This window comes from Pantoea cypripedii (assembly GCF_002095535.1).
GTDB classification, from domain to species: Bacteria; Pseudomonadota; Gammaproteobacteria; order Enterobacterales; family Enterobacteriaceae; genus Pantoea; species Pantoea cypripedii.
Map to the genome: position 1 here is coordinate 2,933,730 of NZ_MLJI01000001.1, position 15,744 is coordinate 2,949,473.

At 54.8% G+C, this 15,744-nt stretch carries 14 protein-coding genes; 1 reads left to right on the forward strand and 13 read right to left on the reverse strand.

All coding sequences use genetic code 11. The features are described from left to right. Nucleotides 1-5 precede the first annotated feature (5 nt). The 13 genes from nuoM to lrhA all read right to left on the reverse strand — a co-directional run bounded on the left by nuoM (nucleotide 6) and on the right by lrhA (nucleotide 15,160). Nucleotides 6-1,526, reverse strand: coding sequence for an NADH-quinone oxidoreductase subunit M (gene nuoM, locus HA50_RS13475; protein WP_084876111.1), 1,521 nt, complete (start codon nucleotides 1,524-1,526; stop codon nucleotides 6-8). A 90-nt stretch (nucleotides 1,527-1,616) separates the two neighbouring features. Then, nucleotides 1,617-3,452, reverse strand: a complete 1,836-nt coding sequence (gene nuoL, locus HA50_RS13480) for an NADH-quinone oxidoreductase subunit L (protein WP_084876112.1) — start codon at nucleotides 3,450-3,452, stop codon at nucleotides 1,617-1,619. Next, nucleotides 3,449-3,751 carry an NADH-quinone oxidoreductase subunit NuoK gene (gene nuoK, locus HA50_RS13485; RefSeq protein WP_013509877.1) on the reverse strand — a complete coding sequence of 101 codons (303 nt, stop codon included), beginning with the start codon at nucleotides 3,749-3,751 and terminating at the stop codon, nucleotides 3,449-3,451. Before nuoK ends, nuoL begins: the two co-directional genes overlap by 4 nt. Continuing rightward, nucleotides 3,748-4,299, reverse strand: a complete 552-nt coding sequence (gene nuoJ, locus HA50_RS13490) for an NADH-quinone oxidoreductase subunit J (RefSeq protein ID WP_084876113.1) — start codon at nucleotides 4,297-4,299, stop codon at nucleotides 3,748-3,750. The genes nuoK and nuoJ overlap by 4 nt, the downstream gene beginning before the upstream one ends. 10 nt (nucleotides 4,300-4,309) lie before the next feature. Further along, nucleotides 4,310-4,852, reverse strand: a complete 543-nt coding sequence (gene nuoI, locus HA50_RS13495; RefSeq protein ID WP_084876114.1) for an NADH-quinone oxidoreductase subunit NuoI — start codon at nucleotides 4,850-4,852, stop codon at nucleotides 4,310-4,312. A gap of 11 nt (nucleotides 4,853-4,863) precedes the next feature. Continuing rightward, entirely contained in the window at nucleotides 4,864-5,838 is a 975-nt protein-coding gene (nuoH, locus tag HA50_RS13500; protein WP_084876115.1) for an NADH-quinone oxidoreductase subunit NuoH, read from the reverse strand. Continuing rightward, nucleotides 5,835-8,558, reverse strand: coding sequence for an NADH-quinone oxidoreductase subunit NuoG (nuoG, locus tag HA50_RS13505; protein ID WP_084876116.1), 2,724 nt, complete (start codon nucleotides 8,556-8,558; stop codon nucleotides 5,835-5,837). The genes nuoH and nuoG overlap by 4 nt, the downstream gene beginning before the upstream one ends. A gap of 103 nt (nucleotides 8,559-8,661) precedes the next feature. Beyond that, the gene (gene nuoF, locus HA50_RS13510) at nucleotides 8,662-10,002 is read right to left on the reverse strand and encodes an NADH-quinone oxidoreductase subunit NuoF (RefSeq protein WP_208617319.1); all 1,341 of its coding nucleotides are present in this window, start codon (nucleotides 10,000-10,002) and stop codon (nucleotides 8,662-8,664) included. 2 nt (nucleotides 10,003-10,004) lie between these two features. Then, entirely contained in the window at nucleotides 10,005-10,520 is a 516-nt protein-coding gene (gene nuoE, locus HA50_RS13515) for an NADH-quinone oxidoreductase subunit NuoE (protein ID WP_084876118.1), read from the reverse strand. Nucleotides 10,521-10,522: 2 nt separating this feature from the next. Beyond that, nucleotides 10,523-12,322, reverse strand: a complete 1,800-nt coding sequence (gene nuoC, locus HA50_RS13520; protein ID WP_084876119.1) for an NADH-quinone oxidoreductase subunit C/D — start codon at nucleotides 12,320-12,322, stop codon at nucleotides 10,523-10,525. Between the two features lie 116 nt (nucleotides 12,323-12,438). After that, nucleotides 12,439-13,116 (reverse strand): NuoB/complex I 20 kDa subunit family protein, encoded by a 678-nt coding sequence (locus HA50_RS13525; RefSeq protein WP_084876120.1) that lies wholly within the window; start codon nucleotides 13,114-13,116, stop codon nucleotides 12,439-12,441. A gap of 15 nt (nucleotides 13,117-13,131) precedes the next feature. Then, nucleotides 13,132-13,575 carry an NADH-quinone oxidoreductase subunit A gene (locus HA50_RS13530; protein ID WP_084876121.1) on the reverse strand — a complete coding sequence of 148 codons (444 nt, stop codon included), beginning with the start codon at nucleotides 13,573-13,575 and terminating at the stop codon, nucleotides 13,132-13,134. 661 nt (nucleotides 13,576-14,236) lie between these two features. Continuing rightward, the gene (lrhA, locus tag HA50_RS13535; RefSeq protein ID WP_007889314.1) at nucleotides 14,237-15,160 is read right to left on the reverse strand and encodes a transcriptional regulator LrhA; all 924 of its coding nucleotides are present in this window, start codon (nucleotides 15,158-15,160) and stop codon (nucleotides 14,237-14,239) included. 113 nt (nucleotides 15,161-15,273) lie between these two features. On the opposite strand from lrhA, the gene HA50_RS13540 reads away from it, so the two are divergent. After that, the gene (locus tag HA50_RS13540) at nucleotides 15,274-15,462 is read left to right on the forward strand and encodes a hypothetical protein (RefSeq protein WP_084876122.1); all 189 of its coding nucleotides are present in this window, start codon (nucleotides 15,274-15,276) and stop codon (nucleotides 15,460-15,462) included. The last annotated feature ends 282 nt before the right edge of the window (nucleotides 15,463-15,744 follow it).

The window sequence follows — 15,744 nt, forward strand, 5'->3', positions numbered from 1 at the left end:
GCGAATTACGGCCTTGTAGTTGAAATTGAAGCGGTAAACCACTGCTGAATGTTGCTCATTGCAGCATGGGAAGTGTCGAGGATCGGCTGCGGATACACCCCGAGCAGAACCAGCAGCACCACCAGAACCATAATCATAATGAACTCACGCGGTGACATGCCTGGCAGCGGCGTCTGTGATTTTGCTTCACCGTAATAAGCGCGCTGCATCATCACCAGCGAATAGACCGAGGCGAATACCAGACCAAAAGTGGCAATCACGATAATTACCGGCACCACCTGGAAACTGCCGGTAAGAATCATAAATTCCCCGGCAAAGTTACCGGTGCCCGGCATCCCCAGATTGGCAACCGCAAAGAACAGCGACAGTCCCGGAATCCATTTAATGCGTGACCACAAGCCACCCATCTGACGCAAATCACGGGTATGCAGACGTTCATACAGCTGGCCACACAGGATGAACAGCGCAGCGGCGGACAGACCGTGCGCAATCATCTGTATCACCGCACCCTGGAACGCCAGCTGGCTGCCCGTGTAGATAGCAATCAGTACGAAGCCCATGTGCGAGATAGAGGTGTAAGCGATCAGGCGTTTGATATCGGTCTGTGCGAATGCCATCCAGGCACCGTAGAAGATACCGATGACGCCCAGCCACATGGCAATCGGTGCAAACTCCGCCGAGGCATGCGGGAACAGCGGCAGACTGAAGCGCAGCAGACCATAGGCTGCGGTTTTCAGCAGAATCCCGGCGAGGTCCACCGAACCGGCTGTCGGTGCCTGACTGTGCGCATCGGGCAACCAGCCGTGCAACGGTACCACCGGCATTTTTACCGCGAAGGCGATAAAGAAGCCCAGCATCAGCAGATATTCCACGGTGTGGGACATCGGCGTTTTCAGCAATTCTTCGTAGCTGAAGGTCCACACGCCGGTGGCGTTGTAGTGCACAAACACCAGCGCCAGGATGGCAATCAGCATCACCAGGCCCGATGCCTGGGTATAAATAAAGAACTTGGTGGCGGCAGTGATACGGGTTTTCCCGTCCGACGCTTTATGACCCCAGAGCGCGATAAGGAAGTACATCGGCACCAGCATCATTTCCCAGAAGAAGAAGAACAGGAACATGTCGATGGAGAGGAACACGCCAATCACACCACCGAGGATCCACATCAGGTTGAGGTGGAAAAAGCCCTGATATTTCTCAATTTCTTTCCAGGAACAGAGTACCGCCATCAGACCGAGCAGACCGGTCAGCACCACCATCAGCAGTGACAGGCCATCAATCGCCAGGTGGAAATGGATACCGAAACGCGGGATCCACGGCACCGAATATTCCGATTGCCACTGCGGCATTCCTGTCGCCTGCGTCAGTGAATAGCCTCCCTGCAACCACAGCTGCATAGAGAGCACCAACGTCAGCCCCATAGTGATCAGGGCGATCCAGCGCGGCACCTTCGCGCCAAGACGCTCAGCCAGCCAGCACAGCAGCCCACCAACGAATGGGATTATTATCAGCCAAGGTAATAACACGGCATACTTCCCTTTTTTCTGCCTTTATCAGGCAATTTTTACTTTCTCGACTGGGGTGAGAAAACATCCTCACCCCCCTCATCAATCTTTTTAAACCACCAGCAGCAGAGCCAGAACGACCACAGCACCGACACTCATGGACGCCACATACCAGCGCAGATAGCCGTTTTCGCTGACCACCAGCCCCTTGTTGCCAACGCGTGAAATCAGCGCGGGCAGATTCATCAGCGAGTTCAGCGGGTCACGGTGCAACAGCCAGGCAATGCCGAGGAATGGCTTAACGAACACTTTGTCGTACAGCCAATCGAAGCCCCAGGCCGCAAACCACCAGGTGCCGAAGAAACGGCCCGGCGCACTGTTGGCAACGCGGGTCACCAGTTGACGTTTGCCCAGCCACAGCGCCGCAGCGATCAGGATACCGACGATAGCCACCACGCCAGAGGTGATTTCCAGCCCCACTTTGCCGCCTTCACCAAACTCGTTCTGCGGCAGAACACCTGCCAGCGGTGGAGTAATCAGCGCACCAATGAAGGTCGACAGCACCAGCAGCACAATCAGCGGCAGATGATGAGTAATGCCTTTACCGGCATGGGCATGAATTTTTTCTTCGCCGTGGAAGACGATGAAAATCATGCGGAAAGTATAGATAGAGGTCAGGAACGCCCCGACCAGACCGGCAACCATCAGATTGATGTGGCCATTGGCCAGCGCACCAAACAGGATTTCATCCTTACTGTAGAAACCTGCGGTAATCAGCGGCAGCGCAGCCAGTGCGGCACCACCCACCAGGAAGCAGGCATACACCAGCGGGATGCTCTTACGCAGGCCACCCATTTTGAAGATGTTCTGCTCGTGATGGCAGGCCAGAATCACCGAACCTGAAGAGAGGAACAGCAGCGCTTTAAAGAACGCATGGGTCATCAGGTGGAAAATCGCCGCATCCCACGCCTGTACGCCAAGCGCCAGGAACATGTAGCCAATCTGGCTCATGGTCGAGTAGGCCAGTACGCGTTTGATATCGGTCTGCACCAGCGCGGCAAAACCCGCCAGCACCAGGGTGATGGCACCCACGATGCCTACCAGATGCAGCACGTCCGGCGTCAGCAGGAACAGGCCGTGCGTACGGGCGATCAGATAGACACCCGCCGTCACCATGGTTGCGGCGTGGATCAGTGCAGAAACCGGCGTCGGACCGGCCATCGCATCCGCCAGCCACGTCTGCAACGGCAGCTGTGCTGATTTACCCACCGCACCACCCAGTAACAGCAGGGTCGCCCACTGCAACATATGGTTGTCTGCCGCAAAGTGTGCCGGAGCCAGTTCCATCAGTTCGCGGAAGTTCAGCGTACCCAGTTCGTTGTAGAGGATGAACAAGGCTAAAGCCAGGAACACATCACCCACGCGGGTAATGATGAAGGCTTTCATCGCGGCTTTGCCATTTTCCGGGTTGCTGTAGTAGAAACCGATCAGCAGATAGGAACACAGCCCCACCCCTTCCCAGCCGAGATACATCAGCATCAGGTTATCGGCCAGTACCAGAACTACCATGCTGGCGATAAACAGGTTGGTGTACGCGAAGAAGCGTGAGTATCCCTCTTCACCGCGCATGTACCAGGAAGCGAACATGTGGATGAAGAAGCCGACCCCGGTCACCACGGACAACATGGTCAGCGACAGGCCATCCAGCACCAGGTTGACTTTGATGTCGAAGTGCCCGACGTTCATCCAGGTCCAGAGCGCCTGCGTAAACGGCTGCTGCCCCTGGCTGAAGAAATCCATGCCGACAAAAATGGTGGTCAGGGCAGCCAGACCGACTGACCCCATCCCCACAGCGGCAGACAGGTTCTCCGACCAGCGACCACGGGAAAATGCCAACAGCACGAAGCCAATTAGCGGAAATAAAACGGTTAAGTAGAGAAGATTCATCCGCGCATCTCGCTCACAGTATCAATGTTCAGCGTCTGACGACGACGATAGAGCTGGAGCAGCAGCGCCAGACCAATACTGGCTTCCGCCGCTGCGAGGCTGATGGCCAGGATATACATCACCTGGCCGTCCGCTTGTCCCCAGTAGCTGCCTGCCACCACCAGCGCCAGTGCGGCGGCGTTGATCATGATTTCCAGACCAATCAGCATAAACAGCAGGTTACGGCGCAGCACCAGTGAGGTCAGGCCGAGAACAAACAGCACAGCAGCCAGAATCAGGCCGTGTTGTAACGGGATCATGCGTGCTCCTCTTTTTTCGCTTGCGCCTCTGCCGGACGGTTGCTTAACACTTCGCCCTGACGCTCTTCACGTCCGATATGGAAGGCCACAACCAGGCCAGCCAGCAGCAGCATTGACGCCAGCTCCACAGCCAGAACATAAGGACCAAACAGGCTGATACCCACCGCTTTGGCGTCAATAACGGTGCCATCAATACCCTGATCGTGTGCCGTGCTAATGGCATAAATCATCACCACCAGCAGCAGCAAGGAGACGATGCCCGGACCAATCCACAATGACGGCTTCAGCCACTCACGTTCCTGATCCTGCTGGGTTTTGCCAAGGTTCAGCATCATCACCACGAACACGAACAGCACCATAATGGCACCGGCGTAGACGATGATTTCCAGCGCACCGGCAAAGTAAGCGCCCATCGAGAAGAACACACCCGCAATCGACAGCAGCGAAACAATCAGGTACAGCAGCGCATGTACCGGGTTGGTGTGAGTGATGACGCGTAGCGTCGTCAGCACCGCCACCAGTCCACAAAGATAAAACGCAAATTCCATACCTGGCTCCTTAAGGTAACAAGCCTTTGACGTCGATTGGTTTGGCTTCGTTTTCCGCGTCGCCTTTGCCTTTCCCGTCAATCGCCATACCCGCCATGCGGTAGAAGTTGTACTCCGGATATTTACCCGGCCCGGAGATCAACAGATCCTGTTTTTCGTACACCAAATCCTGACGCTTAAACTCACCCAGTTCGAAATCCGGGGTCAGCTGGATAGCCGTAGTCGGACAGGCTTCTTCGCACAGGCCACAGAAGATGCAGCGTGAAAAGTTGATGCGGAAAAATTCCGGATACCAGCGGCCATCCTGCATTTCGGCTTTTTGCAGCGAAATACACCCTACCGGACAAGCTACCGCACACAGGTTACAGGCAACGCAACGCTCCTGGCCGTCCGGGTCGCGCGTCAGCACGATACGGCCACGGTAGCGCGGCGGCAGGTACACCGGCTCTTCCGGGTACATCTGGGTTTCGCGTTTGGCGAAGGCATGCATGCCTATCATCCAGATACTGCGCACTGTCGTGCCGAAGCCAACGACAATATCTTTTAAAGTCATCTCAAAACCCCTTACTGCGCAGACAGAATCACTGCGGCGGTCGCCAGCAGGTTCAACAGCGTCAACGGCAGACACACTTTCCAGCCGAACGACAGCACCTGGTCATAGCGTGGACGCGGAAGCGCAGCACGAATCAGGATAAACATCACCATGAAGAACGCGGTCTTAATGGCAAACCAGATGATCGGCGGCAGGAACGGTCCCTGCCAGCCACCGAAGAACAGCGTCACAATCAGCGCTGACACGGTGGTGATGGCCACGTATTCACCAACAAAGAACAGACCGAACTTCATCCCGGCATATTCGATGTGATAACCATCGGCCAGTTCCTGCTCGGCTTCCGGCTGGTCAAACGGATGACGGTGACACACCGCAACGCCTGCGATACAGAAAGTCAGGAAGCCAAAGAATTGCGGAATGATGTTCCACAGGTGCGCCTGGCTTTCCACGATGGCATTCAGATTGAACGACCCCGCCTGCGCTACCACGCCCATCAGCGACAGACCGAGGAACACTTCGTAGCTCAGGGTCTGCGCGGAAGCACGCATCGCCCCCAGCAGCGAGTATTTGTTGTTACTCGACCAACCCGCAAACAGCACCGCGTACACCGCCAGACCCGCCATCATCAGGAAGAACAGCAGACCGATGTTCAGGTCGGTCACCATCCAGGTCGGCGTGACCGGCACAATCGCGAAGGCCAGCAGCAGCGATACAAACGCAATCACCGGGGCAAGGGTAAAGATGAAGCGGTCGGTAAACGGCGGAACCCAGTCCTCTTTAAAGAACATTTTGATCATGTCCGCTGCCAATTGCAGCGAACCGCCCCAACCTACGCGGTTCGGTCCGTATCGGTTCTGCCATAAGCCGAGCAGACGACGCTCGGCAAAGCTCATAAAGGCACCACAGCCCACCACCACCAGCAGGATGACGATGGCTTTGCCGATGCTAATCAGGATGTCAATAACGTCCGGTGTCAGCCAGCTCATTGCGCGGCCTCCTGCAATTTGTCAATTTGCGCACCCGAGAGGAACGGCGGTACACCCGGCATACCAAGTGGCAGACCGACCTGCCCTGCCTGCAATGACGCGGAGAAACGCACCGGCAGACGCAGCGTTTCACCGGCACACACCAGCTCCACTGCCGCACCGTTGTTCACGCCGAGCTTCTCAGCGTCGGCTGGGTTGATCACCAGCGTGGCGGGAGACATACGTTTCTGGAACACCGGTGAACGCTGGGTCATCTCTTCACTACCGAACAGCTGATAGTAAGGGGCTACACGCCACTGGCTGCCACCGACAAAACTTTCCGGCACGGCACTGAACCACGGCAGTGAACCTTCCGCAGCCTCGAACAGACGCACACCCGGATCGCCATTGCGTAGCTTACCGCCCACTTCAGCCTGGAACTTGTTCCATGCCTGCGGGGAGTTCCAGCCTGGCGCCCAGGCAAACGGAATCTGCGAACGCGCTGCGCCCGGCTGGTTGTTCCCTTCCATTGAGAAGGCAAACATGGTGTCTTTATCCTGTGGCTGACGCGGTTCGTGCACGCTGATATTGGCGCGCGCCGCAGTACGGCCACTGTAACGATGCGGGGAACGCGCCAGTTTCTGACCACGAATACGGAAGCTGGCATCCGGTGCCGCCTCTTTGATGCCTTTCAACTGCGGCAGCGCCGCGACGGCGGCATCAATCACATGGTCGAGCAGCGTCCAGTCAATCTGGCGACTTTCCACGGTACTGTGCAGCGAATGCAGCCAGCGCCAGCTTTCCAGCATCACCACGCTGTTGTCGTAGTAAGCCGGATCGTAAACCTGGAAGAAGCGCTGAGCGCGACCTTCATGGTTGATCGAGGTACCGTCGCTTTCAGCAAAGCTGGCTGTGGAGAACACCAGATTGGCTTTTTCCAGCGTGGCGGTGCGCTGATGATCAACAACAATCACGTTGGCAGCCTGCGCCAGTGCCGCGTCCACCGTCGCCTTCGGCGCGTGGCGATACAGATCGTTTTCCAGCACCACCAGCGTATCGGCTTCGCCGTTGCTCAGTTGCGCCAGGGCGCTATCCAGCGATGCACCGCCCATCAAGCCAAGACCGATGCTGTTAGCCGCTGACGCCAGCAGGGTGATGCCGACATCCGCACCGCGCGCTTTCAGCGCTTTAGCCACGTTGGCGGCCGCTTCAATCATTGCGGTGCTGCCAGAGTGAGTACCGGAGATGATCAGCGGCTTTTTCGCCCCGGTCAGCGCCTGCACCACCACATCCAGCTTACCGTTCAGCGTCTTGTCAAAATCGCCGACCGCTGGCGCGCTTTCATCCAGCGCATGCGCGATGGCAAAACCGAGACGCGCCTGATCTTCCACCGGAGCGCGATAGCTCCACGCGGCGATATCATCCAGACGGGTTTCATCGACGTTGGTCACGAACAACGGGTGTTTAGCGTGTTGTCCGATGTTGAGGATCGCCGCGATTTGCCAGTCAGCCACTTTTTGCGCTGCGGCCATTTCGCGTGCTTTACCCTTCACCGCCTGACGCACGGACAGTGCCACGCGCGCGCCAACCTGAGTCAGATCTTCGCCCAGCACCAGCACCGCATCGTAGCTTTCAATCTCACGCAGTGACGGGGTATAGATACCGCCTTCGCGCAGCACTTTGAGCATCAGCTCAAGACGCGCCTGCTCACCTGCTGGCATACCGGTGGAGAAGTTTTCTGCTCCCACCAGCTCGCGCAGGGCAAAGTTACTTTCGATGCTGGCACGCGGAGAGCCAATCCCGATGACTTTTTTTGCCTGACGCAACACATCTGCCGCTGCGTTCACCGCCTGCTCGGCATTCAGAGTGACCCAGTCATTGCCACGCAGCTGTACCGGATGGCGCGGACGGTCTTTCAGGTTGACGTAACCGTAACCAAAGCGACCACGGTCACACAGGAAGTAATGGTTTACCGTGCCGTTATAACGGTTTTCGATACGACGTAATTCGCCGTAACGCTCACCGGGGCTGGTGTTACAACCGACGCTGCATTGCTGGCAGATGCTCGGAGCAAACTGCATATCCCACTTACGGTTATAACGCTCGGAGTGGGTTTTATCGGTGAAGACCCCGGTCGGACAGATTTCTACCAGGTTACCGGAGAATTCGCTTTCCAGCGTGCCATCTTCCGGACGACCAAAGTAGACGTTGTCATGCGCGCCATACACGCCGAGGTCGGTGCCATCGGCGTAATCTTTGTAGTAACGCACGCAGCGATAACAGGCGATGCAGCGGTTCATTTCATGAGAAATGAACGGGCCGAGGTCCTGATTCTGGTGAGTACGTTTGGTGAAACGATAGCGACGGAAGCTGTGGCCCGTCATTACCGTCATATCCTGCAGATGGCAGTTACCGCCCTCTTCGCACACCGGACAGTCATGCGGGTGGTTGGTCATCAGCCATTCCACCACGCTTTCACGAAACTCTTTCGCTTCGCCATCGTCGATGGAAATAAAGGTGCCGTCCGATGCGGGCGTCATGCATGACATGACAAGGCGACCGCGGGTATCTTCGGCATTCTGGAATTGCTTTACCGCGCACTGGCGACAGGCACCCACGCTTCCCAGCGCCGGATGCCAGCAAAAATAAGGAATATCAAGGCCCAGAGACAGACAAGCCTGTAGCAGGTTGTCCGACCCGTTCACTTCATACTCTTTACCGTCTACATGGATAGTAGCCATAGTGAATATGCTTCCGTAAGGCCCGTCCGGGGACGAGCGTTAAACATCTATTTCTTTCCCCGCACGATGTCATCGCGCCGGGTAATCCGTGTACGGCGGCTGATTACCAGCGCGCTTTCAGCAGGTTCGGCTGGATACCGCCGATGGCGCGGGTATTGCCAAACACCTGCGGCGCAATGCCGGCTTCAAACTCTTCACGGAAATATTTAATGGCACTCTGCAATGGCTCTACCGCGCCAGGCGCATGGGCACAGAAGGTTTTACCTGGGCCAAGCTGACGACAAAGCTGTTGCAGGGTTTCGATATCACCCGGCTGGCCTTGCTTCTGTTCCAGCGCACGCAGGATCTTCACGCTCCACGGCAGTCCATCACGGCATGGCGTACACCAGCCGCAGGATTCACGGGCAAAGAACTCTTCCAGATTACGCACCAGCGACACCATGTTGATCTCATGGTCAACCGCCATCGCCAGCGCGGTACCCAGACGGCTACCGGCTTTACCAATGCTGGCAAATTCCATCGGCAGGTCGAGGTGTTGATCGGTGAGGAAGTCAGTGCCTGCGCCGCCTGGTTGCCAGGCTTTGAACTTCAGACCATCGCGCATGCCACCGGCATAATCTTCCAGGATCTCGCGCGCGGTAATACCGAACGGCAGCTCCCAGACACCAGGGTTTTTCACGCGACCCGAGAAGCCCATCATTTTGGTGCCGGTATCGTCACTTTTAGAGATGTTCTTGTACCACTCCACCCCATTGAGGAAGATGGCCGGTACGTTCGACAGGGTCTCAACGTTGTTAACACAGGTCGGCTTGCCCCAGACACCGGCACTGGCCGGGAACGGTGGCTTGGAACGCGGGTTAGCGCGACGCCCTTCCAGTGAGTTAATTAACGCGGTTTCTTCACCACAAATGTAGCGACCCGCCCCGGTATGCACGATCAGCTCGAAATCAAAACCGGTGCCGAGAATGTTCTTGCCGAGAAAACCGGCTTCGGTGGCTTCGGCGATCGCTTTGCGCAGATGCACCGCTGCCTCGATATATTCACCGCGCAGGAAGATGTAGCCACGGTAGGCTTTCAGTGCAAAGGCGCTGATCAGCATCCCTTCCACCAGTTGGTGCGGCAGTTGCTCCATCAGCAGGCGGTCTTTATAGGTGCCCGGCTCCATCTCATCGGCGTTACACAGCAGGTAACGGATGTTCATGGATTCGTCTTTCGGCATCAGGCTCCATTTCAGGCCGGTGTTAAAGCCTGCACCACCACGACCTTTCAGACCGGAGTCTTTCACCGCCGCGACGATTTCGTCCTGGCTCATGCCTTTCAGCGCTTTTTCCGCGCCAACGTAACCGTTTTTGCTGCGATATTCGTCAATCCATACCGGCTGTTTGTCATCGCGCAGGCGCCAGGTCAGTGGATGCGTTTCCGCAGTACGAATGATCTGTTTAATGGTCATTGATACTGCTCCAGTAAATTGGCAATACCTTCCGGCGTCAGATGAACGTGGGTATCTTCATCCACCATCATGGTCGGGCCTTTGTCGCAGTTACCCAGGCAGCAGGTTGGCAGCAGCGTGAAGCGGCCATCCGGCGTCGTCTGGCCCGGTTTGATGTGCAGGTTTTGTTCTAACGCGGCCTGAATTCCCTGATAACCGGTGATATGGCACACCACGCTGTCGCAGTAGCGAATTACATGACGCCCGACCGGCTGGCGATAGATCTGGCTATAGAATGTCGCCACACCTTCGACGTCACTGGCCGGAATACCCAGCACCTCGGCAATGGCGTTGATCGCGCCGTCAGGCACCCAGCCACGCTGTTTCTGCACGATCTTCAGCGCTTCGATGGAAGCGGCACGCGCATCTTCGTAATGGTGTTTTTCGTGCTCAATCGCGTGGTGTTCTGCCTCGCTCAGCACAAAGACCTCATTAGGGTCGATCGTTTGGATGGCAATTTTTTGATCGTGCATAATTAGCGGTCCACGTCTGACATAACAAAATCGATACTACCGAGGTAAACGATCAGATCGGATACCAGGCTGCCACGGATCACCGAAGGGATCTGTTGCAGATGCGGGAAGCTTGGCGTACGCACGCGGGTGCGGTAGCTCATGGTGCTGCCATCGCTGGTCAGGTAGTAACTGTTGATCCCTTTGGTCGCCTCGATCATCTGGAAGGATTCGTTGGCCGGCATTACCGGACCCCAGGAAACCTGCAGGAAGTGAGTAATCAGGGTTTCGATGTGTTGCAGCGTGCGCTCTTTTGGCGGCGGCGTGGTCAGCGGGTGATCCGCTTTGAACGGCCCTTCCGGCATGTTTTTCAGGCACTGCTCCAGAATACGCAGCGACTGCCACATCTCTTCCATTTTCAGCATCACGCGGGTGTAGGCATCGCTGATCCCGGCACCGACTGGAATTTCGAAATCGAAATTCTCGTAACCTGAATACGGACGCCATTTACGCACGTCAAAATCAAGACCCGTGGCGCGCAGACCGGCACCGGTGGTGCCCCACGCCAGTGCTTCGTCCATGTTGTACGCGGCAACGCCCTGAGAACGGCCCATCAGCACGCGGTTGCGCAGCGCTGCTTTGTCGTACTCTTTCAGACGTTTTGGCATCCAGTCGAGGAATTCACGCAGCAGACGTTCCCAGCCTTTCGGCAGATCGTGCGCCACCCCACCAATACGGAACCATGCCGGGTGCATACGGAAACCGGTGATGGCTTCAACCACGTCATAGATTTTCTGGCGATCGGTAAAGGCGAAGAACACCGGCGTCATCGCACCGACGTCCTGAATAAAGGTAGAGATGTACAGCAGATGGCTGTTGATGCGGAACAATTCCGACAACATCACGCGAATCACATTGACGCGATCCGGTACGGTGATACCCGCCAGTTTTTCCACCGCCAGCACATAAGGCATTTCATTAACGCAACCACCGAGATACTCGATACGGTCGGTATACGGAATATAGCTGTGCCAGGACTGGCGCTCACCCATCTTCTCGGCACCACGGTGGTGATAACCGACATCCGGCACGCAGTCGACGATCTCTTCGCCATCCAGTTGCAGAATGATACGGAACGCACCGTGCGCAGACGGGTGGTTCGGACCGAGGTTCAGGAACATAAAGTCCTCGTTGGCGGTGCTGCGCTTCATACCCCAGTCTTCGGGTTTGAAGGTCAGCGACTCCATTTCGAGGTCTTCTTTTTGTTTGGTCAGCGTGAAGGGATCAAATTCGGTCGCACGCGCCGGATAATCCTTGCGCAGCGGATGCCCTTCCCATGTCTGCGGCATCATGATGCGCGTCAGATGCGGGTGACCATCAAAGGTCATGCCAAACATTTCCCAGGTTTCGCGCTCATACCAGTTGGCATTGGCAAAAATTTTGGTGATGGTCGGCAGACGCATATCGTTTTCAGACAACGCGACCTTGAGCATGATGTCGCGATTGCGTTCAATCGATAGCAGATGATAGAAAACGGAAAAATCCGCGGCAGGCAAGCCCGCGCGGTTGGTACGTAAACGCTCGTCCATACCATGCAAATCATACAGCATGACGTAAGGTTTCGGCAGTTTGCGCAGGAATTCGACAATTTCCAGCAATTGTTCACGCTTCACCCACACGACCGGAATACCGGTACGGGTGGCCTGAACGGTAAAGGCATCCGGCCCAAAACGGTTACGCAGCTCGCCGATCACCGGGTCGTCCAGGTGATCCCGGGTTTGCCATGCAGGCTGAGCGAGATCTTGCGTGGTTAAATCTGTCATACGTTACTCACCATTCCGGCCTGTTATCAGGCACTCAAAAGAAGGCGTCAGGATGGCGGCACACATTAAATTGTGGTGTTCTGCTGTGGCCGTGGCTCCATCCGTGTACGGGTAGCTTAAACTTCGTCGGGTGTTCTCAGGTTGGTGACGGCGATACGGTCACCGCGTTTTCTTTCGCGTTCTGATTGCATATTCGCGCGATAAACGCCCTGATCACCCACCACCCACGAGAGCGGACGACGCTCTTTGCCGATGGATTCGCGTAACAGCAGCAGCGCCTGCATATAAGCTTCCGGACGCGGCGGACAACCTGGGATATACACATCCACTGGCAGGAATTTATCCACACCCTGCACCACTGAATAGATGTCATACATGCCGCCGGAGTTGGCACAGGCACCCATCGAGATGACCCATTTGGGTTCGAGCATCTGGTCATACAGACGCTGAATCACCGGGGCCATTTTGGTAAACGGCGTCCCGGCAATCACCATGAAGTCAGCCTGACGCGGTGAGGCACGCATAACTTCCGCACCGAAACGCGCTACGTCATGCACCGCAGTGAATGACGTGGTCATCTCCACGTAGCAACAGGAAAGGCCGAAGTTGTACGGCCAGAGAGAGTTTTTACGACCCCAGTTCACCATGTCGTGCAGGGCATTTTCGAGTTTGCCCATATAGACGCTGCGGTGAACATGCTGCTCCAGTGGATCGGCGACGATCTCCTGTTTTTGCAGCGGATAGCGATCGTTATCGCCCCCATTCGGGTCTACGCGTGTCAGCGTGTAGTCCATCTTATTGCCTCGCTTTTACTGCTTTTGAGGATTGGTGTGGCTGTGACTGACCGGGCTTGACTTGACCACCACGCGACGACGCGCCGGTGCCCAATCCAGCGCACCGATGCGAACCAGGTAAACCAGGCCTGCCAGTAGCACCAAAATGAAAATTGCGGCTTCGACAAAGCCGACCCAGCCGCTTTCGCGGATGGAAGTCGACCATGCGTATAAAAAGAGGGCTTCGACGTCGAAAATTACGAAGAACATCGCAACCAGATAGAATTTTGCAGAGAGGCGAATATGGGTGTCACCGACCGAGTCGATACCCGATTCAAACGGGGTGTTCTTGTAACGCGCGCGGGCACGACCACCTAACAACCAGCCACCGGTCAACATAAAGGCGCAAAGACCGAACGCGAGAACAATGAAAACAATAAATGCCCAGTGATGAGCGATCACTTCTGTGGTTGTTGACATACTCTTTGCTTACTCATCAAAAGTGGCGATGGCATCCTGCACATTCGCAGCAAACGCACCACATCGATTCAAGGGAAGGATAAAAAACCTTATAAACTTTGCTGTCATTAGCAATTAAGCAGCAATTTTATGGGGTTTTTTACTCCTTTCTATAACCTTTTGTCAACTTTGACAAAAGTATCCAAACATTATTTTACATCCGCAGCATATTATTAACATACAAGGCCCGTTGCGCCAGCTAAATCGCTTCAGTTTGTGAGGTTACTTTCAGTGTAGCGGGTATTCACATGCATGGATCGTGCATTTAACAATCATATTTTGACAGGAATTAACCGGATTTCCTTGTCCTTTTCAGGGCTATTTTCTTGATCCAGGACACATAACAATGCTTTTTGCTGTAAAAAGAGACAATTCTCGCAGGCAGATGCCCAGGGAAAGATGGCACGAAAAAACAAAATCGTTCCACTTCAGATGAAAATGAAACGCATTTCATTTTTTCGGACAGGGGGAAATTTATTGCCAGCTTGTCAGCATCATAAAGGCAGAGATAAAGGACATAAAAAAAGCCTTAGCAGGGAAAAACCATGCTAAGGCTTATTTATCTAAGTTTTAACAATTGCCAGGCATTCTATTTGAGAAAGATTACCCGCGCAGATTGTGCTTACTCTTCGTCGTCCAGCAACAGTGTGCCGTCCGGATTTGCACTCAGATTGTACGGATCGTTAGTTGACTGCATAGCATTGAAGATGGCCAGCGCCAGTTCGTTATCGCTGTCCGGATTACGGCACAGCAGATATTGGGTATCCGGCAGAACAGGCAAGCCTTCAGCAGCACCCATCACACGCAGTTCCGGGCTCATCATTTCCACCGGACGCGCGGTAACGCCAAGACCGGCTTTTACTGCCGCACGGACTGCCGCCAGCGTCGAGGCCACATAGGAAATACGCCACGGAATACCCGCTTCGTTCAGATGGTCAATCGCCATGTCGCGGTACGGGCTTGGTTCATCCAGCAGCACCAGTGGAATCGCTTCACCGCGCTGGAAGATGTAATCAGCCGCGCAATACCACAGGGTCGGCGAGGTACGCAGAACCTGGTGGGTAAAGTTACCCGGACTGGAAGTGGTGACCACCAAATCCACTTCTCCCTGGTTCAGCATTTCCATCATAAATGGATTACGCTTCACGCGAACATCAATCGCCAGCTTCGGATAGACTGAAGTCACGCGGTTGAGCAGGAAAGGCAGAATGGTATCTGAGGTGTCATCAGAAGCGCCAATGGTCAGCACGCCCTGAATATTGCTATACATCAGAGAGGTACAAGCTTCGTCATTGAAACGAAGGATTTTTCTGGCGTAGCCCAGCAGTTGGATGCCATGCTCCGTCAGCAATTTATTACGTCCATGTCTGGCAAACAGCTCTTTACCTACCAATTGTTCCAGACGCTGCATCTGCTGGCTTACTGCTGATTGCGTTCTGCACACGGCCGCAGCCGCAGCCGCAAAGGTGTTCAGGTCAGCAACGGCGACGAAAGTTCTCAGCAGATCGAGGTCGAGATTCAGTATCGGACGATTTGCATTAGTCATGTTTTTTCTTCACTTATAAGATTTTTTACAAACTACTACCCTGGTGTATTACCTTACTTATCATTGGGATAAGAGGTAATGGTGCTTAATGACAGTCCTGTGTGGAGACTGTCATGAAAAAACTGGGTCAGGCGGATTCCAACGATTACGTCACTCTGAAAACAGAGCAGCGGCGTCACAAAGACAGAACAACTTCTCGGGCCGAAAGCGTAAATCGCGCAAATGCAGGAAGCTGTGTAGTTGCCTGGTTTCCCGCCAAAACCGTGCGCGGGTCAAAAAATGATAACTGTATGTTATGGTGATGCGAAGAGGTAAAGTGCATCAAATAATAAATTATACTTAATCATTTTTGCGCCAGAAATGGAAATGTTTTTGTTAGAAAGCTCATAATTTTTGACCTGTCCCCTTTTCCCGCACATCCTGCCACAAAGCTGTTCATTTTTTAAGCCCCCCTGGTTCCGAAACTTCATAGGGAAAGCTTAAGTTTCAGCGCAAATGCTATTTAATACAGACTTCGGACACCGCCCTGCTGCCGATAGTTCTCTGATTCTGTCTCTGAAACTGAATGAGAATTGGGGACAGTT

Excerpts from the sequence above, each read along its gene's own strand:
- nuoL (WP_084876112.1), bottom strand. The coding sequence starts at position 3,452 with ATGAATCTTCTCTACTTAACCGTTTTATTTCCGCTAATTGGCTTCGTG.
- nuoK (WP_013509877.1), bottom strand. The coding sequence starts at position 3,751 with ATGATCCCGTTACAACACGGCCTGATTCTGGCTGCTGTGCTGTTTGTT.
- nuoJ (WP_084876113.1), bottom strand. The coding sequence starts at position 4,299 with ATGGAATTTGCGTTTTATCTTTGTGGACTGGTGGCGGTGCTGACGACG.
- nuoI (WP_084876114.1), bottom strand. The coding sequence starts at position 4,852 with ATGACTTTAAAAGATATTGTCGTTGGCTTCGGCACGACAGTGCGCAGT.
- nuoH (WP_084876115.1), bottom strand. The coding sequence starts at position 5,838 with ATGAGCTGGCTGACACCGGACGTTATTGACATCCTGATTAGCATCGGC.
- nuoG (WP_084876116.1), bottom strand. The coding sequence starts at position 8,558 with ATGGCTACTATCCATGTAGACGGTAAAGAGTATGAAGTGAACGGGTCG.
- nuoE (WP_084876118.1), bottom strand. The coding sequence starts at position 10,520 with ATGCACGATCAAAAAATTGCCATCCAAACGATCGACCCTAATGAGGTC.
- nuoC (WP_084876119.1), bottom strand. The coding sequence starts at position 12,322 with ATGACAGATTTAACCACGCAAGATCTCGCTCAGCCTGCATGGCAAACC.
- HA50_RS13525 (WP_084876120.1), bottom strand. The coding sequence starts at position 13,116 with ATGGACTACACGCTGACACGCGTAGACCCGAATGGGGGCGATAACGAT.
- HA50_RS13530 (WP_084876121.1), bottom strand. The coding sequence starts at position 13,575 with ATGTCAACAACCACAGAAGTGATCGCTCATCACTGGGCATTTATTGTT.
- lrhA (WP_007889314.1), bottom strand. The coding sequence starts at position 15,160 with ATGACTAATGCAAATCGTCCGATACTGAATCTCGACCTCGATCTGCTG.
- HA50_RS13540 (WP_084876122.1), top strand. The coding sequence starts at position 15,274 with ATGAAAAAACTGGGTCAGGCGGATTCCAACGATTACGTCACTCTGAAA.